This is a genomic window from Nocardia bhagyanarayanae, assembly GCF_006716565.1.
Classification (GTDB): domain Bacteria; phylum Actinomycetota; class Actinomycetes; order Mycobacteriales; family Mycobacteriaceae; genus Nocardia; species Nocardia bhagyanarayanae.
Genome location: NZ_VFPG01000001.1, coordinates 5,179,375 through 5,201,079 on the forward strand (window position 1 = coordinate 5,179,375; position 21,705 = coordinate 5,201,079).

The window sequence follows — 21,705 nt, forward strand, 5'->3', positions numbered from 1 at the left end:
TTCGGCGGTGTCAGTCGGCGGGTGAGTCGAACAGGCGGCCGAGGGCGTCGACGAGGTAGTCGACCAGGTCCGAGGTGGCGACGTCGTCGTCGGCTTCCACGGCCATCTCCTCGGCCATGGCGAGCCAGCCGCGCACGGCCAGGCGCGTCATCGCGTCGGCCTCGGAACGACCCATCGCGTGCAGGATGCGGTCGGTCAAGGTCGCGCGAATGTCCTGGAACACCTCCATGACTCGGTCGTCGCCGCCGCTGGCCGCGCGTACCAGTGCCACGTAGTTGGCGCGGCGGCGCCGGATGAAGCTCACGAAGCCATCGGTGACAGCGTGCTCGCGCGTTTGCGACGTTCCGCTTTCGGGAACTTCGGTCTGACCGAGCATCCGGTCCCCCGCCGCGCGGACGACGGCGATGTAGTAGTCGCGCTTGGTCGGAAAGTAGTGGAACAGCAGACCGCGCGAAATACCGGCCTCCGCGGCCACCTCGTCGATGGCGAGCTCGTGGATCGGGCGGGTGACGAGCAGGCGCAGCCCGATGCCGATGAGCTGTCGCCGACGATCCTCGCTCCTCAGTCGGATGCGGGCGCTCCCGGACGCGGTCATCTGGCGAAGGTACCACTGTGAAGCAATGCTCCAGCCACTATTGAGCGTTGCTCAACCTGACGCTAGCCTGTAGCCCCGCGACGATGAGTCGACCGCTGACCAGGCAGGAGTCACTATGCCGACCAGTCACATCAATGGCGCCGAACTCGCCTACATCGACACCGGCCTCCCGCCCAGGAGACCGCACGCGCCGACCATCGTGTTCGGACACGGGCTGCTGTTCGGCGGCTGGATGTTCGAACCGCAAATCGAGGCCCTGCGTTCGCGTTACCGCTGCGTCGCGATCGACTTCCGCGGTCAGGGTTACAGCGCGCCGACACCGTCCGGCTACGACATGGACACTCTCGCGGACGACGTGGTGGCCCTGATCGACCATCTGGATCTGGCGCCGGTGCACTACGTCGGCCTATCGATGGGCGGGTTCGTCGGGCAACGCATCGCCGCGCGCCGGGGTGAGTTGCTGCGCTCGCTGACCCTGCTCGACACCAGCGCCGAGGCCGAAGGCGCCGTACAGGCCGCCAAATTCAAGCTGCTCGCGTTGGTCTACCGGCTCGCCGGGGTGGGCCTGGTGCGCGAGCGCGCCGCGAATCTCCTGTTCGGTCCGGTGTTCCGGGCGAGCTCGGCGGGTGAGCCGGTGATCGCCGAATGGGCTCGGCGGCTGAGCCGATCCGAGCGCGCCGGCATCCACCGCGCGATCGTCGGCGTCGCCGACCGCTCCGCGATCCTGCCGGAACTGGACCGCATCGACGTGCCCACTCTGGTCGTCGTCGGCGCCGACGACATCGACACCCCGCCGGACAAAGCCCGGCAGATCGCCGACCACATCGCGGGCGCCACGCTCGAGATCGTCCCCAACTGCGGCCACACCAGCACGCTCGAGCAGCCCGAGGTGATCACCGAGCTGATCGCGAGATTCGTCAAAACGACCGACGACGTCGCCGCGGCGGCCCGCTCCGGTCGCTGAGCCGCGCTCCGCACCGCTACGCGCCCAGCGTCTCCAGCACCCGCCGCGCCTGGTAGTCCGCCCCGAGCTGATTGGGATGGAACGGCACGGCGAGTCCGGCCGGCGTGCTGGAGAACGGGACGAGCCCCTCCACCCACCGCATTCCGGGTGGCTGGCAGGCGTCGTGGCCGGTGCTGCCGGTGTGGGTGTCGACGAACTCCACACCGGTGGCCGCGGCGACGCGGGCCAGCATGCGGTTGAGCTCGACGAGCTTGTCGCCCAGCCAGATCGCGTCGGCGTCGGATATCGGGATTTCCGGGAAGCAGCCGCCGGTGGTGCCGACGGCATCGAAATAGTCCAGCAGCAGGATGCGGGCATGCGGGGCGCGTTGACGGATGCCCGCGATGGTCGCGGTCACCCGGGTTGCGGCGACGCCGATGGCCTCGGTCATGAGGTCGGTGTCCCCGGTGATCATCGTGTCCCGGCACGGTGTGGCGGCGGGATCGAGCGTCAGACAGGTGAATACGGACTTGGCGAGGGCGGCGTCGTTGCCGCCGATGCCGAGCGTCACCAGATCCGTGGTGGGAGTGAGGCTGTCGAACTGGGGTGGGTTGCTGCCCAGCGCCGTGGCCTGCGGGCTCGTCATGTGCCGGGTCTCGGCGCCGCCGCAGGTGGCGTCGCGGAAGACCGGAACCGACAGTGCGGCGGCCACCTGTTTCGGATAGTTGTGGGCGCTCTGCAGGCAATTCACCGGCGCGAACTGCGTGCTGATCTGGCTGCCCGTGGCATCGGCCGCCCACGAGTCCCCCAGCGCCACATACTCGGAGTACGCCGGATCGGCTGTCGCCGGTCCGGCGGGCGATCCCGCCGTTGCCGCGAATGGCAGGATCGCCACCGCGGCCGACGTCAGCAATGTACGCGTGGCCCCAAGCACTGCTTCTCCGCTCGAATTACCCGACGCCGTGTATGAATTGGACTAACGTCCAGACGGAATCTAGCACGGTTGTGTGGGCATGCGCCCTCAACCGCGGAGATCGGCTTCGGCAACGCGGAATTCGTCCCGGACTACGCGCGTCCTATGGACTCAGTCGGTATCGGCCGCCGCCGAGGGAGCGCGAGCGGGAGCGGACCTCCTCGGAGTACTCCCCCAACGCGGCGTTTCCGACCACGTCACGTCTTTCGCCGTTGCGATGCCCGGGATCTCGGCCCCGGAGAAGTCGGTTCCCGTCGCGTCGACTCGGGTCAGGTCCGCGCCGGTGGGATCCGCGCCGCGCAAATCGGCGTCGGCCAGTTCAGCCCCCCGCATGCGAGAAGTTGGCCAGCGAGGTTCTACACGGCACACGATGTGGACGACCGAGTCGTCCGAACATTCGTTGGTCCAGGAAAAACCGGCGGGGTTCAGCGCTGATAGCCGGCTTATCGCTACAGTGTGGCAAGGTGAAAGCTCGACCGGGCTTATTGGATGAGCAGTAGCTGCCGCGTCCGAGTGCCCGTCGCGAAAGGAGTTTCGGCGGTGTCGACGGTACCGGTCACCGCTGTTTTCGTTTCCGAGAGGACACTTCAGGGATGAATCGTAAATCTCGGCCGCCGAATCTGTTCAGTCACCTCGATGAACCCACCGCCACCTCCGTACCGGCCGGTGACGGCCAAGTGTGTCCTCCGGTGTTCAGCAGCGCCGTGTCGGGTCCCGCGGCGACGGACGACGCCGCGGTCCCGGCCGGCAGTGATCAGTGAAACCGAAGGAACTAGCCTGGGATCTCGGGTACGCGGCGGGCTGGCGGCTGGTGCGTGCCATGCCGCAGCGGTGGGCGAGCCGTCTGTTCGACATCGCGGCCGACCGCTCCGCCCGTAACGGTGGACCAGACCAGTTGCGGCGCAACCTGGCTCGGGTATTGGCCACCGCGCCGGAAGAAGTGCCGGACGACCTGGTGCACGCGAGCTTGCGCTCCTACGCTCGCTACTGGTGCGAAGCGTTCCGGCTGCCGTCGATGAATCCCGTACGGCTGGCCGAGACCATCGAATCCTCGGCCAGCGGGCTCGAACACATCCACGAGGCGGTCGAGCGCGGACGCGGCGCGGTGCTGGCCTTGCCGCACAGCGGGAACTGGGACTTGGCGGGGGTCTGGATCGTGCAGCGGGTAGGTTCACCGACGGTCGTGGCCGAGCGGCTCGCGCCGGAATCTTTGTTCCGGCGCTTCGTCCGGTTCCGTGAGCGTTTGGGTTTCGAGATCGTCCCGCTCACCGGCTCCGCGACGCCACCGTTCGAGCACCTCGCCGCGCGGCTCCGGCAGGGGCGCATAGTCGGGCTGCTCGGTGAGCGCGATCTGTCCGGCAGGGGCGTGCCGGTCGCGTTCTTCGGTGAACCTGCCCGCATGCCCGCCGGTCCGGCCCGGCTGGCGATCGACACCGGTGCACCGCTGCTGCCGGTGCACTGCTGGTTCACTCCCGGAGGCTGGGGATTCCACGTCGGTGCGCCGATCGACACGACGGGCGGAGTGCGGCACACCACTCAAGTGCTTGCCGATCGATTCGCCGCCGGCATTGCCGCGCACCCGGCAGATTGGCACATGCTGCAAAGGGTGTGGATCGCCGACTACACGGCCGACGAGCTAGCCCGCATGCGCGCTCGCCGCGATTGAGCAGATCGCCGGTGCCGATTGTTCGGCCAAGGGACACCTGCTCGGCCGCGCTGGCCAGCGAACGGATGACGGAGCCGAATCAGGCGGCGACGGCTTGTGACTGGACTCTCGCGACAGCGGGCTGCGGCGCTGTCTTCATCCAAGCCAGTGCCGCGGCTCGCCATCGCTTCTCGGTCCGCCGCCGTTCGTTTCCGATGCCCACAACCGCTTTGGGTCAGGGTTCGAGATAGAGCCGTTCGTTGGGGAGCCGGGGGAATCCGTTCGCGGCGGTGTCGACGGTTACCGCGTCGAGGTAGTGGCGGTCTCGGTGGTCGGCGACGAACACCAGCGCGGCGGTCAGGCACGCGACGAAGTCCATGCGGACGCCGTGCAGGAACACCGACAGGTGCACGTCCGGCTCCTCCGGTCGCGGTGAGACGGTGCTCATCGCGAATGCTCATGGGGCGGGGTAAGACACGCGTGCACTCCGTAGAGCACCGCCCGGCCGGAGGGGCGGAACACCGAATGCGCGGCGGTGATCCACCCGCGATACTCCGAGCCCTGATCGGCCGGTGACGGCAGCGCGACTTGATCGCCGTTGCCCAGCACCGTGATTCGGCGGCTGCGATACAACGCCGCTTCGGCCGCGACCATGGTTGCCGGGATGTCGGAGCGTACGAGGAATGTCCACGTGTGGGAGCGGGGGTGGGTGACGATCGGCCCGCCGCCTTGCTTGGTGGTGTCGAGATGGATCTTGACCGACTGCCCGAGTTCGGAGGGCATCTCGATCGCCCACACCATGCCCGCGGTAAAACTGATTCGCCCGGTGCCGGGTTCGATCACCGCGGGAAGGTTGCACACCGTGCGGTAATAGGCGACCCGGGAACGGGGTGTATCGGCGCCGACCCGCGCGAACGGATCGGTATGCGGCGGAGTGTTGCTCACAACAGCCTCCCGGTCACTGCATCGAACAACCCCATCGCTGGAACACCCTCCCTGTTCGCTCGACATACGCGGAGCGTCCGCCGCCGGGGACCGATAAGGGGCACCGCATCGACCCGGCGGCGGAGCCGGATATCAGCTTGCTGGTCCGGTTGTGTTCGAAAGGCCAGTGAAGGGACAGGTTTCGGGTAGTGAGGGGCGGTGTGGCGGGGATCGATCTACCCTCGGGGCATGGGCCAGCACGCTGGGGAGCGGATTGCCGCGGAACGCAAGATCGCTGGACTGAGCCAGCAGCAGTTGGCGGGTCGGGCCAAGTACAGCCTGAGCATGGTCAAGGCGGTCGAACAAGGGCGTGAGGTGGCGTCCCCTGGGTTCATCGCGGCGGTGTCCGGCGCGCTCGGCGTCGAACCGGAGCGGCTTCAGGGCAATCCCTATGTCGATACTCTCGCCGAAGAGGGGCCGATCGAAGGGCTTGCCGAACTGCGCACGGTGCTGGCGGAAGGCGCGTACGTGCGAGCGGTCGAGCCGCTCCCTTTCGAGGAGCTGACTGCCGGCCTCACGGCGGTGCAGGTGGCTCTGCGGAGCGACCGCACACGTCGTGCCCTGGTGTTGCTCCCCGATCTGATCCGGCAGTTGTACGGCGCGGTCCACGCCGCGCGGAACGACCGGGACCGCGCGAAGGCGTACGAGATGCTGTGCGCGGCGTATATCGCCGCCGAGGGGGCGTGCGGCCGACTGGGCTACTCGTCGTTGACGGCGCTGGTGCTGGATCGGCTGGATTGGGCCGCGGCGCACGCCGACGATCCCGCCTATGCCGTCCGCAGTCTGATCAAACGGTCGCGGCTCCTCATCGCACATGGAGCGACCGACGTGGCGATGTCACTGGTCGATCGTGGCCTGGCTCTGGTGCCCGGTGACAGCGAGGCGGAAAAAGTCCTTCGCGGGTACTGCCACCTGCGCGGCGCGATCGTCGCCGCCCGTGCGCGACGCCTCGACGACGCACGAACCCATATCGGTGCGGCACGGCGGATCGCGAGCCCGATGGCCGGGGAAAGCTCGCTGTACACAACGGATTTCGGCCCGGGAAACGTCGAGGTGCACGCTTGCGCGGTCGAGCTCGAGGCCGGCGACCCCGGCAAAGCGGCGCGTGACGGTGCTGCCTTGGCCCTCCCGCCCGATATGGCCGCGCCACGGGCGGGGCACCACTGGCACGACAACGCCCGCGCCTGGCTGATGACGGGGAAACCCGACCAAGCCCTTGCCGCGCTCAACAAGGCCCGTGCCGCGGCACCTCAACAGACGCGCCTGCACCCGTCGGTCCGCGAGACTTTGTTCGGCATCGCCGCCGCTCAGCGCCGCCAGACCGAGAGCCTCGTCGGCTTCGCCTCCTGGCTCGGCGCGAGCCTTTGAGCCGACCTGCTGCGGTTGGCAGGGTTGCCGACGTTCGGCGGCGCCACCGCAGCAGTTGTCGTTCCCGTCACGACCCCGACCCTCGTCGCCGAGGCCGCGGCCACCGGGAATTCGGCCTGGTCGGCCCCGTGATCAGTAGTAGAGGTAGTAGCCGCCGCTGTTGCCGGTGGTCGATGAGCCGGGCGTGAGGTTGGTCTGGCCGCCCGGGGTGAGGTTGGTCTGGCCGCCCGGGGTGAGGTTGGTCTGGCCGCCTGGGGTCAGATCTCGCTGGCCGCCACACACCAGGTTGGGCCAGGAACAGGTCGGCAGGTTGGGGTCCTGTTCGGCATGGGCGACGCCGGCCGTCACCAGGCCGGCACCCAGCAGGGCGGGTGCCGCGGCGATCGCCAGGGCGCGTGCGATGCGGTGGGTGCGGGTCGAGCGCTGGTTGGTCGTCATACAGGTTGCTCCTTCGTGTCCTCTGGCGGGGCGGTCCCGCTGTCGTTGTGACGCTGTCCAGCCTCATAGACGCCGGAACCTGCCGAAAGGACACCCAGGGGGCGGGACGACGCACCCTCATCGTGGTTCGATCACACTCAGGTGGCCTCCGGTTCGGTGCGCCCGCCGTTGGAAGATCGGCAACCCGCGACAGTTGAAAACGCGATCAGTCCGGCACCCCGGTCGGGCAATGCCCCGTGCGGCAGCACCGGTGATCCGTACGGAACGAGCAGCGAGACCAGCAGCTCCGGTCCCCGGCGCCAGCCCTGACCAGCAGTGCGATCACCGTGGTGGACAGCGATCGATAGACCTCCGACGGCAGCACGGTGATGAGCGCGGCGGCGTGATGAGGATCAGCGCGGTGGATGCCGTCCAATTCGTCGGCGACGTGACCAAGCTGGTAATCGGCCGAAAATCGTTGCAGCCGACTGTATCCCGTTAAGCCGAGAGTGCACGACACCCGTCGAGCGGGCACCCTGATGTAGCGGACCAGCCGTAGGCCGGTTCGCATGCGATACCTGTCCAGACGCCGCCCCGGAGACGGCGATGTCGAGGGGATGCTGAGATCCGTTTATTTCCAACTGGTTTGAATCTATTGGCAAGCCGGTCGGCTGCGCTGCTCGACGGCTCGGATCACGAGCCTGTCAACGAACGATAGCGTTCGCGAACGTCGCGCGCACGCCGACATGGCTCACTTCCCACACCTCGAGAGACTGGCAGCAGACGCGTTGCCGAATGCACTACGAGCGCGTAAGGGCAAACCAGTAGCGATCGAATTGTCTTGTGTGGAACCAATTTCCGGAATATGTCCGTCTGTTCAGGTCTGCGACGCCCTCCTGCTGCGGAATGTTCCACCACTGCCCTCCAGCTCGGCCGGTGGGTTGGACCGCTCGGACACCGTGTCTGAGTTGCATTGTCCTGCACTGTGATTCCTCACAGAAGTTTGCTCAAAGAATTCCGGTCGGTTTCGACGCGCGACTAGATGTGTTGTGCGGTAGCCTCTTTCGCTATGTTCGTGGTTGAGGAACTTGTTGCGCTTGTGGTTGCGCTGGGTGATGGACGGGTTGCGGCGGGCGTCGGGCAAGAACATGTGGAACGACTACTACCGCGTGCGTGACGATCCGCGCGCCTACGCGGACGAGCACACCGGCGATCCGGACGGTGTGCTGGTTGTGGATGACGCCGGATCTCTGCACAAGAACGTGAAAACCCTTCGGACGCAAGTCATATGCCCGCGTCCGAGAGGTGTCGTCGAGAGCTGCCGACTCGACGATCTCGGCAGCGGGCATGTCCCCGCTGCGTCGCGGCGCCGGACACTGCCGGTCACCGCGGCCGACTTACGCGCCAAACATAGTGGCGCACAACTCATTTCATGGCAGTCGACAGCGAAGTCGACCCGACTACGCGATGGTTCCGTAGCCGGAAAGCCGTGGATTCCCGAACAGGCGACGGCCGCACTGCCGTCCGCCTCGCGGATCACCTCCCCCGGACCCAGTCGCGGACCCCTCGCTCGGCGCATACCGACGCCGACTCCCGCGGGCGACCACGAAATCGCCGACTACCTGCGTTCCGCCCCCACCGAGACCAGCGACGACTAGCTCACCGAAGTCGCGGTGGCGGCATCGACGCCTGCTGCCGAACAGCCGATTCATCGGCAAACCGAACGCCCTTTCCAGGCCCGTGGTCGCCGCCGCATGCCCGACTCCGCTCGCTATGACACCGAAGGAGCTCACCGCCAATGGACAATCCCACGTCACCGTCAGAACATCAGGAGGATGGGCGCCTGGTGGCGGCCATGTCCGGACGGTCGAGCACCGCGCACACGGTCGTGGACGGCCGCGTGCGCATCGGCGCCCCGGCGTCGAACGGACATACCCTCACCGACTCCGTCGAGCAGCTCGACGCCCAGCCCGTCGCGCCGGTCGACCAAGCGGCGATCGTGACCGAGCGGATGCGCGAAATCCTGGTCACCGGAAGTGATTTCGACGACATCTACCGCCACGTCCTCACCGCCCCAGGCAAACGGGTCCGCGCCAGGCTGGTGCTGGACTGCCACCGCCTGCTGCCGTCGGCCGTATCGGCTTCCGTTCCCGACGCCGTCGACCTGGCCTGCGCGATGGAGATGCTCCACGAAGCGTCGCTGATCCACGACGACATCTGCGACAGCTCCCTGCTGCGGCGCGATTCCCCCTCGGTGCCCGCCTTGTTCGGTATCCGAACCGCCGCCCGGGTCGGATTCCACATGGCGGGCACCGCATTACAGGTCTTGGCGCGGGTGCTCGAGGACAACCCCGTGGTCTGCGGGCAGCTCGGTGAGGCTCCGGGCGTCACCTACCTGGACAGCATCTCGGATCTTTCCGCGGGGCAGCTCGTGGAGACCATGACCCCCGACGTCGACGATGCCGCGCTGCGCAGGCACTACGAGGTCGTCGCGGGCGCGAAGACCGGCACCCTGTTCCGGCTGGCCTGCTCGTACGGCGGCACGGCGGGCGGAGTCGACCACGAGCGGCTGCGCGACTTGATGCGGTACGCGGAGCAGTTCTCCCTGGCCTTCCAGATCATGGACGACGTGCGCGACGTCGAGGGCGATCCCGCCCTCGGCAAGGAGGCCTGCGGCGACCTGGACCGCAGGGTGCCGACCTGGCCGGTGATCGAATGGCTGGCGATACGCCCGGACGCTCGCGAAATGTGGCTCTCGCCAACGACTTCCAGCGCCGAGTTGCAGGCCGACCTGGTGCGCAGCGGGGCGACCAAAGCCGCGCACGACGCCGCCGTTCGCGCCGCCGAGACGGCGTGCGAGGCGCTGGAGACGTTCCCGCCGACCCCCGCGCGGGACGACCTGCGCAACCTGGCGCTACAGGTGGTGTCGCGATGACCGGAGGAAGACTCGGCATCCTCGCCAACGGGCTGCGCAACCTGCGCCGCGCACCCGACATCGCCGCGCTGCGAGCGGCGGGCTCGCCGGAGGAACTGGCCAGGCTGGCGCTGATCCCGGCGGCACGCAACATGGGCATCGCCATCGGTTTCCTCGGTAAGGACCTACGGGCCGAGGCCACCGCGGCGCTGCTCGCCTGCCGCGTGCTCGACGCCTACGAGGACCTGATCGACCGTCCGCTGGCGGGCGACGCCGTGCGGACCGCCGCCGAGTACCTCACCGGCGGCACCGGCACCCCGCCGCCACCGCCGGAGCGGGTCGCGGTTCGCGACAGCGAGGCCGTCGACCTGGTGCTGGCCGAACGCATCCCGGACGTGCGCGCGCTGGTGTCGGCGTTGCCGGTCGCGGGACAGGAACGCGTGGGCAGCCTGCTGCTCGATATCGGCGATGTGATGGCCCGCAACCTCGATTCCCCGCTACCGCGGGTCGCGTACAGCGAGGGGGTGCTCGGCCGCGTGACGCATTACGCGTGCACGCTGGTCGCCGAAGAGGCCTGTGCCGAAGCCGATTTGCGCGAGCTCACCGCGTGCGTCGGCGTCATCGCCCAAGCGGCCAATGACCTGCGCGACGGCGAATTCGCACTCTACGGCGTCGCCGACCGCGCCGAACTGACCCGAGCGGTGATGCTGCGACTGCTGGCGCCGGCTCTGGGCGGGTTCGCCCTGTTGGCGCGGCTCGGCCCGCGCACCCCCCACCCGGGCGCACGGGCGGCGATGGCGTACATGACCATCACGACGACCGGCTTCCTGTGCACCACGGTCGGGGCACCGGTCCCCTACCGGCGACCGATCGGTGCGACCGCGCTGGCGATCCTGTCGCCCAAGCGCTGGGCCAAGATGGTCGAGCGAGTCCAGGGATGCGCCGACGCGGCGATCCACCGGGTGCTCGACACCTCGCCGGAACTCGGCACCGGTTCCGACGCCGCGGCGCGGCTGCTCGGCGTGATCGACCCGAGCACGCTGTCGCCCGCGATGGTTCCGCTGATCATCGACACGACCTTCGCCCTCGTGCGGGCACTGCCGGACGAACCGCTGACGGGCAAACTCTCCGACGCCGACATCCGCACCATGATGATCGCCGATCACCTGGCCTTCGGCGCCCTGGACCGGCTGCCACCCCGCGGGGCCGACGAGATGCGCGCCCTCGCAACGAGTTTCCAGCTGGCTGCCCTCGACAGCACAACCCATGGAGGAGACCGCCCGTGATCAGTTCGTCATCCGACCCCGGCATAGGAACGCCCGACACCAACACCCGAGGAGATCACCTATGACCACCGTGCCAACCCGTCCCGGCGACGGAACGCCCCCGGCATCGTCCGACCGACCACCGTTCAGCCGCCGGGTGCTGAAGCTCGAGCACCCGGCGAATGTCGGCCCGCTGCTGCACATCCTGGCGTGGGTCGTGCTGCTCGCCTTCGGCCTGTTCGTGCCGATCGCCACGAACTGGTACCTGGCGGCGCCGCTGATCCTCCTGCTGACCCTGCTGAATTTCTCCCTCACCATCGGCGTGATGCACATGCACACGCACCGGGCGCTGTTCGTCTCGCGGCGGATGAACCGGTTCGTGGACATCATGTGCTGCCTGCCCGCCACGCTGACCTCGGCGGAGATGCGCGAGGTGCACGTGCTCAACCATCACCGGTTCAACGACGGACCGGGCGACGTCACCTCCACCGAGGGCATGGAGCGCGGGCTCGGCGCCGTCTGGTACTGGATCAGGTACGGCACCATCGTCAAGAACCACACCATGCGAATGATCTTCGCCGCCAACCCCTCCGAAGGCCGGCGCAAGCGTCGCCACACGTTCGTTCTCGACCTGACGCTGGCCTTGGCCCTGCCGATCGGCATCTGGTACGTCGCGGGCTTCGAACGGTTCGCGCTGTTCTGGGGCCTGCCGTTCCTCATCACCCAGGTGAACTCCGGTTACTTCGCCTGGCTGACCCACGCGCCGGCGCGGGTGTTCGAGGACGACCCGAGCAAATCGCTGAACACCGCGGGTAACTGGCTGAACTTCTTCATCTTCAACCAGGGCTACCACAGCGTGCACCACCGGTACCCGGGTGTGCACTGGTCGCAGATCCCCGACAAGCTCGACTTCATGCGCCAGGTCGACGCGGCCGTCATCGTGCCCTACTGGATGACGATCCAGTCGTCGTGGCGCTTGGTCCGGCCCGGTGGCTTCCTCGACGCGCGCTACGGCGAGCGGTGGAAGGCCAAGCTGGACAAGCGGATGGAGACGGGGACGGTCCGCCCGCGGTTCCTGCCCTGGTTCGCATGGATCTGACCACCACGCAGCAACAGGTTCGGGGCGCGCTGGCGGACCGCCGCCGGCTAGTCCCGTTCCTGCTGGCCTTCGGCGTCTACGGCGTCGCCGGAGTGACCGTCCCGCTGCTGCTGTTGTTCGCCGGGGGCTGGTGGCTGCCGAAGACCGTCGACGAGGGACCCCACCTGGCGACCGGTCCCGCCATCGCCATCGACGTGCTGCTGCTCGCGCTGTTCGGCTTGCAGCACTCGGGTATGTCACGCCCCGCGTTCAAGGCATTCATCACCCGCTGGGTGCCAGAAGCCTTGGAGCGCACCGTCTACATCGTCATGGTCTGCGTGGTCGTGTGGGTGATGTGCCTGGTGTGGCAGCCGCTGCCCCAGCGGATCTGGTCGGCGGACGGCGTCGTCGGGACCGCGCTCGACGCCGGGTTCTGGCTCGGCTTCGTGCTGGTCTACGCGGCGACGTTGCTGCTCAACCACTTTCACCTGCTCGGCATCAGTCAGGCATACCGCCACTACGTGATCCAGGTGCCGGACGCGACCATGGACCGCCTGCAGGTGCACGGGCCCTACCGTTTGGTGCGTCATCCGTTGATGACCGGCCTGCTGCTGTCGTTCTGGTGCGCCGGCGACATGACGGCCGGGCACCTGCTGTGGGCGGTCGGGTTGACCGGCTACATCCTGCTCGGCACGTTCCTGGAAGAGCGCGACCTCGTCGCTCGCTTCGGTGCGGCCTACCGCGCCTACGCCGAGCAGGTGCCCGCCTTCTTCCCGTCACCGCTCGGCCCCTCGGCGCGGGCACGTCTGCGCCAAGCTCTTTTCGGCCGTTCGGATCAGCCGCTGTGACGGCCGAGTGTCGTTCGGCCTGAACGGCTTTCGCACCACCGCAGAAGCCGTGGCCAGTGTCGCCGCACATCGACCTGGTCATCGGCTGCGCATTGTCCGCCACCGGTTCGTCCCCAGTACGGGAACGCCCCGGTGGCCCCTGCTCGAAGTTGGGAGAGGAAACGACGTGAACAGCGTTCGCGAGGGCAGCGGAACCACGGCGGGAACGGCCGACGGGCACGGCGCCGGTCGTGCCCACGGCAAGGCGATCCTGCTCGGCGAGCACACGGTGGTGCACGGCACGCCCGCCCTCGCGTTCCCCTTGCCGACGCTCTCGGTGCGCGCGGTCGCCCGCCAGGCTCGATCGCAGTACGCGCACGAAGGCGATTTCCTTGCAGGACAGCAGTTTCGGTTCGTCGCGGGCAATGGGGCCACCGCGTCGTCCGGTGCGCACGTCGCGGTCGAGGAGGCGTTGCGGCGGTGGGGTTCGGTGGGTGAGGCGGTCGAGGTCGTGCTCGACTGCGAGATCCCCCCCGCGCGCGGCCTGGGGTCCAGCGCCGCGTGCGCGGCGGCCGCGGTGCGGGCGGTCGCCGACCTCTACGGCCGGATCGTCGGCTCCGACGCGCTCTACGAGTTGGTGCAGTGCGGTGAACAGTTCGCGCACGGCCGCGCCAGCGGCGTGGACGCCAGCGCCGCGGTCGCGACCGGGCCGATCCGGTTCCAGGCCGGTGCGGCGCGCGAGCTGACCGTCGGCGTGGACGCCGCACTGGTAATCGCCGACACCGGAACAGCGGGCGCCACGCAGCACGCGGTGGCCGCCGTCCGCCGCAAGCTGGACGCCGACCGACCAGCGGCCGACCGGCTGCTGGAACGCGCGGCGAATCTGATCGAGTCGGCCGCGGCCGATCTGTCGGCCGGTCACGCCGAGTCGCTCGGCAAGACACTGCTCGAATTCCAAAGCCTGCTGGCCGAACTCGGCGTCAGCACACCCGAGATCGACACCCTCGTCACCGCGGCATCCGACGCGGGCGCCTACGGCGCCAAACTCACCGGCGGCGGCCTCGGTGGGTGCGTCCTCGCCCTCACCGAGACCGGCGACGGCGCCGCGAGCGTGCGCGCCGCACTGCACCGGGCGGGCGCCGTGCGGACCTGGATCGTTCCGACCCGAGGCGCACAACCATGACCGATTCACGATTCCCCTCGCTACCGGAGTTCGAGACACGCCAATGACATTCACAGCTGGAGCAGAGCTGGCCGACCCGCTCGCGGATCGGTTCGGCGACAACGTGATCGGTGACGCGGCGGTCGCCGTCGCGCACCCGAACATCGCCTTGGTGAAGTACTGGGGCAAGCGCGACGAGACGTACTTCCTTCCCGTCACGGGAAGCCTCTCGATGACCCTCGACATCTACCCGACCACGACCGCGGTGCGATTGAGCTCGGAGCCGGGCGACACGGTCGTGCTCAACGACCGCCCGGCGGTCGGCGACGCGCACGCCAGAGTCGCGCGGTTCCTGGATCTGGTGCGCGCGCGGGCGGGCCGCGACGAATACGCCGTGGTCGTCTCCACCAACGCCGGACCGACCGGCGCGGGCCTGGCCTCCTCGGCGAGCGGCTTCGCCGCGCTGGCCGTCGCCGCGGCCGCCGCCTACGGACTCGACGCGGATGCCCGCGCGCTGTCGCGGCTGGCTCGGCGAGGCTCCGGCTCGGCCTGCCGTTCCATCTTCGGCGGGTTCGCGGTGTGGCACGCGGGGGAAGGCGACGGCGAGGCCGGAGACGCGAGTTCCTACGCCGAACCGATCGACGGCGACGCGCTGGATCCGGCGCTGATCGTCGCCGTCGTCGACGACGGGGCCAAGGCGGTATCGAGCCGCGAGGCGATGCGGCGGACCTGCGACACCTCGCCCTTCTACCGGCCGTGGGCCGACGCGTCCCGGGTCGACCTCGAGGAGATGCGCAAGGCGATCGCGCGCCGTGATCTGCCCGCCGTCGGGGAGATCGCCGAGCGCAACGCCCTCGGCATGCATGCCACCATGCTGCTGGCCAGACCGTCGGTCCGATACCTGTCGCCGCGGTCGGTCGCGATCCTGGATCGGGTGCTCGCGCTGCGCGCGGACGGCATCGCCGCGTACGCCACCATGGACGCCGGACCGAACGTCAAGGTGCTGTGCGCCCGCGCGGACGAGCAGCGAGTGACCACCGCCCTGCGCGACGCCGCCGACATCCAGGTGGCGCATCTCGGCCCCGGTGCGGCGCTAGTCCGAGACGACGAGCGATGATCACCTGTCGCGCTCCGGGAAAGCTTTTCATCGCGGGCGAATACGCCGTCGTCGAGCCGGGACATCATGCCGTTCTCACCGCGGTCGACCGCTATGCCACCGCCACGGTCGTCGAGGCCGATGACGAGCTCACGTCGCTGCATTCGGAACTCGACGGCGGCGTGACCCTGACCTGCGGGCGCATCGGCGACGGACTGGTTCCCTCCGATGGCGTCGTGCCGCCGAACTTCTCCTACGTCTTCGCGGCGGCCGCGATCATCGATCGGCTGCTCGTCGAACGCGGTATCGTGGCGCGCCCCTACCGGCTGAGCATCAGCACCGACCTCGCCGACGAGGACGGCAGAAAGCTCGGTCTCGGTTCCAGCGCGGCCGTCACGGTGGCCACCGTCGCGGCGCTGAGCCGGTTCTATCAGCTCGATCCCAGCCTGATGGACCGCTACCGATTGGCGATGCTGGCCACCGTCTCGATCAACCCGCGCGCCTCCGGCGGCGACGTGGCGGCGAGCACCTGGGGCGGCTGGATCGCCTACAGCTCCCCCGACCGGCAGCGCGTAGCCGAGGTGGTGGCCGAGAGCGGGGTGGACGCCGCGCTGCGTGCGCCGTGGCCGGGTCTGTCGGTGCGCCCGCTGCCCACGCCGACGGGACTCGCGATGCAGGTCGGCTGGACCGAAAAACCCGCGTCCACACCGCAATTGGTGGCCGGGCTCCGCGAGGTCGGCACGCCTGCCGACTTCGTGGCCGAAAGCGACCGGTGCGTCCAACGACTCGTCGCCGCGCTGGAGGCCGACGACGCCCCAGCTATTCGTACTGAAATCGATTGTGCCCGAGCGCTTCTCATCGACCTCGATGTGAGAGCCCGGTTGGGCATCATGACGCCGTCGCTGCGTGCGCTGTGCGCGGCGGGCGCGGCGGTCGGCGCCGCGGCGAAACCCTCCGGCGCGGGCGGCGGCGATTGCGGCATCGCGCTCATCGACCGCGTTCGCACCGCGGCGATCACCGAGCTCACCGACCGCTGGGTCAGCGCGGGCATCCGGCCGCTGTCGTTGCGGACACATCCATTCGAAGGGGACCGCCGATGATCGCGAGCCGTAAAGACGATCACGTTCGCCACGCCGTGAGCCAGCAGCGCGACGGCGGGCCCAACGACTTCGACTCGGTCACCTTCATCCACCACGCTCTCGCGGGCATCGACGGCGACGACGTGTCGTTGGCCGTCGACGTGGCCGGGAAGCGCTGGGAAACACCACTTTTCATCAACGGCATGACCGGGGGCAGCCAGCACACCGGAGACATCAACCGGCAGCTGGCCATCGCCGCCCGCGAGACCGGCATCCCCATCGCGTCGGGATCGATGAGCGCCTTCTTCCGCGACCCCTCCGTCGCGGACACCTTCCGTGTGCTGCGCGAGGAGAATCCGCACGGCTTCGTCATGGCGAACGTCAACGCGACCGCGACGCTGGACGAGGTGCGGCGGGCGATCGATCTCCTGGAAGCCGACGCACTGCAAATCCACCTCAACGCGGTCCAGGAGATCGTGATGCCCGAGGGCGACCGGTCTTTCGGGTCCTGGCCGCAGCAGATCGAGCGCATCACCGAGCACACCTCCGTGCCGGTGATCGTCAAAGAAGTCGGTTTCGGTCTCAGCAGGCCCACCGTCACCTGGCTGCGTGACGCGGGCGTGGCCGTCGCCGATGTCGGCGGGCGCGGCGGCACCAATTTCGCGCGCATCGAGAACGATCGGCGCACCACGGCGGACTTCTCCTTCCTGGTGGACTGGGGCCAATCGACGGCCAACTGCCTGGTGGACTGCGCGGGCGTCACCGGCATCGACCTCTTCGCCTCCGGCGGTATCCGCTCGCCCCTCGACATCGCCCGCGCATTGGCGTTGGGCGCCAACGCGACCGGGGTCGCTGGTCGTTTCCTCGAGACGCTCGTCAGTCAGGGCACCGAGGCGTTGATCGAGATGATCCGCACCTGGCTCGATCAGCTGCGGCAGATCCTCACCGTGCTCGGCGCACCGACGCCCGCCGACCTGGCCGGTAGCGATCTGCTGATCACCGGCGAGGTGGACACATTTTGCCGGCTGCGCGGTATCGACGCGGCCTCCTATGCCCACCGGAGCCCCTGGTGGAACGAATCGGAAAGAAGGAGCCACGCGTGAACGACGAGACTTTCGCGGCGGTGCCGCTACGGTGGGTCGGCCCCGTGCGCATTACGGGCAACACCGTCGACGACAGTGTGGACGTCCCTCTGGCCACTTACGAATCGCCGCTGTGGCCCTCGGTCGGTCGCGGCGCCCGGATCTCCACGCTGACCGAGAAGGGCGTGGTCGCCACCGTCGTCGACGACCGCATGACCCGCTCGATCCTGCTCGAGGCCGACGACGCCTACACCGCGCACACCACCGTCGGACAGCTCCGCGACCGATTCCCCGAACTCCAGGAGGTGGCCGCGGGCAGCAGCCGGTTCGCCCGCCTCATCGACCTGCACCACCAGATCACCGGCAATCTGCTGTTCCTGCGCTTCGAATTCACCACCGGCGACGCCTCCGGCCACAACATGGCCACCCTCGCCTGCGACCACCTGATGAACCACATCTTGGCCACGATGCCCGGCCTGCGGTACGTCTCGATCTCCGGGAACTACTGCACGGACAAGAAGGCGACCGCGGTCAACGGGATCCTCGGCCGCGGCAAGAACGTCGTCACCGAACTGCTCGTCCCCCGCGAGGTGGTCGAGAAGCGACTGCACACCACCGCCCGCCAGGTGGTGGAGCTGAACATCCGCAAGAACCTCATCGGCACCCTGCTGGCCGGCGGAATCCGTTCCGCCAACGCCCATTACGCCAACATGCTGCTCGCGTTCTACCTGGCCACCGGGCAGGACGCCGCGAATATCGTGGAAGGTTCCCAGGGCATCACCCACGCTGAGGACCGCGGGGGCGACCTCTACTTCTCGTGCACGTTGCCGAATCTCATCGTCGGGACGGTGGGCAACGGCAAGCACCAGAGCTTCGTCGACGAGAACCTGACCCGCCTGGGCTGCCGCGCGGATCGCGATCCCGGCGACAACGCCCGCCGGCTCGCCGTCATCGCCGCCGCCGCCGTGTTGTGCGGCGAACTGTCGCTGATGGCGGCGCAGACCAACAGCGGCGAATTGATGCGCGCCCACACCCAATTCGAACGGCCCACCGCAAGCATCCCCACCGCCAACATCGGAGCACAGCCATGACCATCACCCCGGTCGGAATCCACGACCTTTCCTTCGCGACCACCCACTACGCGCTCGACCACGCGGTGCTAGCCGAGCGCCTCGGCGTCGATCCCGACAAGTTCTACCTCGGCATCGGCCAGGAGAACATGAGCGTCGCCGCAGCCGACGAGGACATCGTCACCATCGCCGCGGCCGCCGCCAAGCCCATCCTCGACCGCCACGGCGTCGACAACATCCGCACGGTGCTGCTGGCCACGGAAAGCGGTGTCGACCAGTCCAAGGCGGCGGGCCTGTATCTGCACCCGCTGATCGGCCTGCCGAACACCGCTCGCGTCGTCGAGCTCAAGCAGGCCTGCTACGGCGGCACGGCCGGACTGCAATTCGCCGCCGGGCTCATCGCGCGCGACCCGTCGCAGCGGGTGCTGGTCATCGCCACCGACATCGCCAAGTACGAGCTCGGCACCCCCGGTGAACCGACCCAGGGCGCCGCCGCGGTCGCGATGCTCGTCAGCGCGAATCCCGCCATCCTGCAACTGGATTCGCAGTCCGGTATCTACAGCGCCGACATCATGGACTTCTGGCGCCCGAACTACCGCACCGCCGCCATGGTCGACGGCAAGACCTCCGTCAACGCCTACCAGAAGGCCACCCAGGAAGCCTGGACCGACTACCGCCGCAACGGCGGGCGCGAGCTCACCGAGTTCGCCGCGTTCTGCTACCACCAGCCGTTCACCAAGATGGCCTTCAAGGCGCACCGTCACCTGCTGGAGAGCCAGGGGCACACCGCCGACGCGGCGGAGATCGACGCCGCCATCCGCAACACGACCATCTACAACCGCACGGTCGGCAACAGCTACACCGCCTCGCTCTACCTCGGTCTGGCCTCGCTGCTCGACCACACCGGCGACCTGACCGGCAAGCCGCTCGCCTTCATCAGCTACGGATCTGGCAGCGTCGCCGAATTCTTCAGCGGCACAGTGCAACCCGGCTACCGCACGCATCTGCGCACCGACGCCAACCGGGACGCCATCGCCACCCGCATCGCGCTCGACTACGACCGCTACCGCGTCCTGCACGAAGCCGAATCGCCCTCGGACGGCATGTATCACGCCATCCCCGAGGAGACCGGTCGCCCGTTCCGGCTCGCCGCGATCTCCGGTCACAAGCGCATCTACGAATCCCGATGAGGTCCGGTATGAGCCAGAGCATCACCAAGGGGGACGCCGTCGACGTGCCTCGGCACACCCGTGTCCTCATCGTCGGTAGCGGGCTTTCCGGACTCGGCACGGCCGTCCGGCTGACGCAGGAGGGGTACACCGACTTCCTGGTCGTCGAGCGCGGCGACGACGTGGGCGGCACCTGGCGGGTCAACACGTATCCGGGTGCGGGCTGCGATGTTCCGTCGCAGCTGTACTCGTATTCGTTCGCGCTGAATCCCGAGTGGTCGCGGTCGTTCTCGCCGCAGCCGGAGATCCACCGCTACATCCAGGGCATCGCCGACCGGTACGGTGTGCGCGACAAGCACGTCTTCGGCTGCGCGATGACGGGCGCCCGGTGGAACGACGCGGACGCCCGGTGGGAGGTCGAGACCACGCGCGGGAAGTTCACCGCCGATATCGTCGTCTCGGCCGCCGGAGTGCTCGCCGAGCCGAACCTGCCCGACATCAAGGGAATTCACTCGTTCGAGGGCGAGATCTTCCATTCGGCGCAGTGGGATCACGACGCCGAGCTGTCCGGTAAGCGGGTCGCGGTCATCGGCACGGGCGCCTCGGCCGTGCAGATCGTGCCGTCCATCGCGCCGGAGGTCGCGCGGCTCGACGTGTACCAGCGCAGCGCGGGATGGGTGTTCCCGCATCTCACTCGCAGGTATCTGGCCCCGGAGCGGTTCGCCTTCAAGCACGTTCCGGGACTTCAGCGGTTGATCCGCGGGCTGATCTACGCCAACCGTGAGCTGTTCGTGATCAGCCAGGCCAAGTACCCGGCCACGGCCGTGTTCCTGGAGCTGATCGCGCGTGTGAAGCTGTGGTTGGAGGTCCGCGATCCGGCATTGCGCAAGCGGCTCACCCCGAAATTCCGCGCGGGCTGCAAGCGCCTGCTCATCTCGAACAAGTTCTACCCGGCCCTCACTCGGGACAATGTCGAACTCGTCACCGACGGCATCGAGGAGATCCGCGGACGCTCGATCGTCTCGGAGGACGGCACCGAACGCGAGGTCGACGCCATCGTGTTGTGCACCGGCTTCCACGTCGCCGATTCACCGACCTACAGCATGTTCACCGGCCGGGCCGGCCTGACCCTGTCCGAGGAGTTCGAAACCGATGGGCTACAGGCCTACAAAGGCACGACCGTCGCGGGCTTCCCGAACCTGTTCACCATGCTCGGCGCCAACTCCGGCCTGAACTACACCTCGCTGATCTACGTCATCGAATCCCAAATCGCTTATGTGCTCGATGCTCTCGCGACGATGGACAAGCAGGGTCTGCGGACGTTCGAGGTCCGCGAGGACGTGCAGGACGAGTACAACCGCGTCGTGCAGCAGAAGATGGCCCGCAGCGTGTGGCTCACCGGCGGCTGCACCAGCTGGTTCCTCGACCGGCACGGGAACAATCCGACGCTGTGGCCCGACTTCAGCTTCCGGTTCCGAGGGCAGCTGCGGAAGTTCGATGTAGAGAACTACGAGACGACTTCTGTTGTGGCACAAGTCGATACCGCCGCGCCGGTCGACCGGGCCGATGTGTCCGTCGATCATGCCGGGCAGGGTGACCCGGTGAGTCACACGGGAGGCTAGTGACGCGGCTCCGCGTCTGGCGCACGTCGTCAGCCTCTTGGTTCGCTACCGGATTTGGCTGCGTAAGCGGGATTGCCCACACAGCTCGTGCGGCAGGCTCGGTCGATGTCGGCCTTGGGAGGTGCGTGCGTGGTCGTGGCGTGTGCTGCCACGACCACGCCATGTTCGAGCGGATCTGTCCCCCGGGTGACCCGCAACAGCCATCCGCGTAGTTTGTCGGACTAGCTCGGCGTGCCGGAAGGCTGCCTCCGTGCCGTGCCGTGCCGTGCCGTGCCGTGCCGTGCCGTGCCGGGGCGGGACGGGACGGGACGAGAATGGTGGAGCGGCTTGAAAGCGTTACGGAGCACTGGTATTCCAGTGGCTGCCGCATGCAGGCGGGTCGCTTCGGAAGCGAGCTGTTCGTCCGTGTCGGATGA

General features: G+C 68.3%; 21 protein-coding genes. 15 read left to right on the forward strand and 6 right to left on the reverse strand.

The window, feature by feature from the left end; genetic code table 11:
- Positions 1-10: 10 nt before the first annotated feature.
- Complete coding sequence (locus FB390_RS22480; protein WP_141810717.1) at positions 11-595, reverse strand: TetR/AcrR family transcriptional regulator; 585 nt, start codon at positions 593-595, stop codon at positions 11-13.
- Between the two features lie 115 nt (positions 596-710).
- On the opposite strand from FB390_RS22480, the gene FB390_RS22485 reads away from it, so the two are divergent.
- Positions 711-1,559 (forward strand): alpha/beta fold hydrolase, encoded by an 849-nt coding sequence (locus tag FB390_RS22485; protein ID WP_141810718.1) that lies wholly within the window; start codon positions 711-713, stop codon positions 1,557-1,559.
- A gap of 16 nt (positions 1,560-1,575) precedes the next feature.
- Here FB390_RS22485 and FB390_RS22490 read toward each other — a convergent pair whose 3' ends face one another.
- Positions 1,576-2,472: an SGNH/GDSL hydrolase family protein gene (locus tag FB390_RS22490; protein ID WP_141810719.1), complete on the reverse strand. Its 897-nt coding sequence runs from the start codon at positions 2,470-2,472 to the stop codon at positions 1,576-1,578.
- A gap of 150 nt (positions 2,473-2,622) precedes the next feature.
- Positions 2,623-2,844 carry a pentapeptide repeat-containing protein gene (locus FB390_RS34905; protein ID WP_141810720.1) on the reverse strand — a complete coding sequence of 74 codons (222 nt, stop codon included), beginning with the start codon at positions 2,842-2,844 and terminating at the stop codon, positions 2,623-2,625.
- Positions 2,845-3,268: 424 nt separating this feature from the next.
- Here FB390_RS34905 and FB390_RS22500 point away from each other — a divergent pair, with 424 nt between their 5' ends.
- Positions 3,269-4,177 carry a phosphatidylinositol mannoside acyltransferase gene (locus FB390_RS22500; RefSeq protein WP_141810721.1) on the forward strand — a complete coding sequence of 303 codons (909 nt, stop codon included), beginning with the start codon at positions 3,269-3,271 and terminating at the stop codon, positions 4,175-4,177.
- A 214-nt stretch (positions 4,178-4,391) separates the two neighbouring features.
- Here FB390_RS22500 and FB390_RS22505 read toward each other — a convergent pair whose 3' ends face one another.
- Both FB390_RS22505 and FB390_RS22510 read right to left on the reverse strand, forming a co-directional pair.
- Positions 4,392-4,604 (reverse strand): hypothetical protein, encoded by a 213-nt coding sequence (locus FB390_RS22505; RefSeq protein ID WP_141810722.1) that lies wholly within the window; start codon positions 4,602-4,604, stop codon positions 4,392-4,394.
- A complete protein-coding gene (locus tag FB390_RS22510; RefSeq protein ID WP_141810723.1) occupies positions 4,601-5,101 on the reverse strand; it encodes a DNA-directed RNA polymerase subunit beta in 501 nt (166 codons plus the stop codon). The genes FB390_RS22505 and FB390_RS22510 overlap by 4 nt, the downstream gene beginning before the upstream one ends.
- 228 nt (positions 5,102-5,329) lie before the next feature.
- On the opposite strand from FB390_RS22510, the gene FB390_RS22515 reads away from it, so the two are divergent.
- The gene (locus tag FB390_RS22515) at positions 5,330-6,508 is read left to right on the forward strand and encodes a helix-turn-helix domain-containing protein (RefSeq protein ID WP_141810724.1); all 1,179 of its coding nucleotides are present in this window, start codon (positions 5,330-5,332) and stop codon (positions 6,506-6,508) included.
- 132 nt (positions 6,509-6,640) lie between these two features.
- Here FB390_RS22515 and FB390_RS22520 read toward each other — a convergent pair whose 3' ends face one another.
- The gene (locus FB390_RS22520) at positions 6,641-6,946 is read right to left on the reverse strand and encodes a hypothetical protein (RefSeq protein ID WP_141810725.1); all 306 of its coding nucleotides are present in this window, start codon (positions 6,944-6,946) and stop codon (positions 6,641-6,643) included.
- 1,058 nt (positions 6,947-8,004) lie between these two features.
- Between FB390_RS22520 and FB390_RS22525 the strand changes: the two genes are divergently transcribed.
- The 12 genes from FB390_RS22525 to FB390_RS22580 all read left to right on the forward strand — a co-directional run bounded on the left by FB390_RS22525 (position 8,005) and on the right by FB390_RS22580 (position 21,289).
- The gene (locus FB390_RS22525) at positions 8,005-8,583 is read left to right on the forward strand and encodes a hypothetical protein (protein ID WP_141810726.1); all 579 of its coding nucleotides are present in this window, start codon (positions 8,005-8,007) and stop codon (positions 8,581-8,583) included.
- A 197-nt stretch (positions 8,584-8,780) separates the two neighbouring features.
- Positions 8,781-9,860 carry a polyprenyl synthetase family protein gene (locus tag FB390_RS22530; protein ID WP_141810727.1) on the forward strand — a complete coding sequence of 360 codons (1,080 nt, stop codon included), beginning with the start codon at positions 8,781-8,783 and terminating at the stop codon, positions 9,858-9,860.
- Positions 9,857-11,125 (forward strand): hypothetical protein, encoded by a 1,269-nt coding sequence (locus FB390_RS22535; protein WP_141810728.1) that lies wholly within the window; start codon positions 9,857-9,859, stop codon positions 11,123-11,125. The genes FB390_RS22530 and FB390_RS22535 overlap by 4 nt, the downstream gene beginning before the upstream one ends.
- A gap of 61 nt (positions 11,126-11,186) precedes the next feature.
- On the forward strand, positions 11,187-12,203 hold the full coding sequence (locus FB390_RS22540; RefSeq protein WP_141810729.1) for a fatty acid desaturase: 1,017 nt from the start codon (positions 11,187-11,189) through the stop codon (positions 12,201-12,203).
- Positions 12,194-13,030 carry a methyltransferase family protein gene (locus FB390_RS22545; protein WP_141810730.1) on the forward strand — a complete coding sequence of 279 codons (837 nt, stop codon included), beginning with the start codon at positions 12,194-12,196 and terminating at the stop codon, positions 13,028-13,030. The genes FB390_RS22540 and FB390_RS22545 overlap by 10 nt, the downstream gene beginning before the upstream one ends.
- Positions 13,031-13,196: 166 nt before the next feature.
- Positions 13,197-14,192: a mevalonate kinase gene (gene mvk, locus FB390_RS22550; protein WP_141810731.1), complete on the forward strand. Its 996-nt coding sequence runs from the start codon at positions 13,197-13,199 to the stop codon at positions 14,190-14,192.
- Positions 14,193-14,235: 43 nt separating this feature from the next.
- Complete coding sequence (gene mvaD / locus FB390_RS22555) at positions 14,236-15,288, forward strand: diphosphomevalonate decarboxylase (protein ID WP_141810732.1); 1,053 nt, start codon at positions 14,236-14,238, stop codon at positions 15,286-15,288.
- On the forward strand, positions 15,285-16,367 hold the full coding sequence (locus FB390_RS22560; protein WP_141810733.1) for a phosphomevalonate kinase: 1,083 nt from the start codon (positions 15,285-15,287) through the stop codon (positions 16,365-16,367). Before mvaD ends, FB390_RS22560 begins: the two co-directional genes overlap by 4 nt.
- Positions 16,364-17,449, forward strand: a complete 1,086-nt coding sequence (gene fni / locus FB390_RS22565) for a type 2 isopentenyl-diphosphate Delta-isomerase (RefSeq protein WP_141810734.1) — start codon at positions 16,364-16,366, stop codon at positions 17,447-17,449. Before FB390_RS22560 ends, fni begins: the two co-directional genes overlap by 4 nt.
- Positions 17,446-18,519 (forward strand): hydroxymethylglutaryl-CoA reductase, encoded by a 1,074-nt coding sequence (locus FB390_RS22570; RefSeq protein WP_141810735.1) that lies wholly within the window; start codon positions 17,446-17,448, stop codon positions 18,517-18,519. The genes fni and FB390_RS22570 overlap by 4 nt, the downstream gene beginning before the upstream one ends.
- On the forward strand, positions 18,516-19,688 hold the full coding sequence (locus FB390_RS22575) for a hydroxymethylglutaryl-CoA synthase (RefSeq protein WP_141810736.1): 1,173 nt from the start codon (positions 18,516-18,518) through the stop codon (positions 19,686-19,688). Before FB390_RS22570 ends, FB390_RS22575 begins: the two co-directional genes overlap by 4 nt.
- An 8-nt stretch (positions 19,689-19,696) precedes the next feature.
- Complete coding sequence (locus FB390_RS22580; RefSeq protein WP_141810737.1) at positions 19,697-21,289, forward strand: flavin-containing monooxygenase; 1,593 nt, start codon at positions 19,697-19,699, stop codon at positions 21,287-21,289.
- Positions 21,290-21,705: the final 416 nt, after the last annotated feature.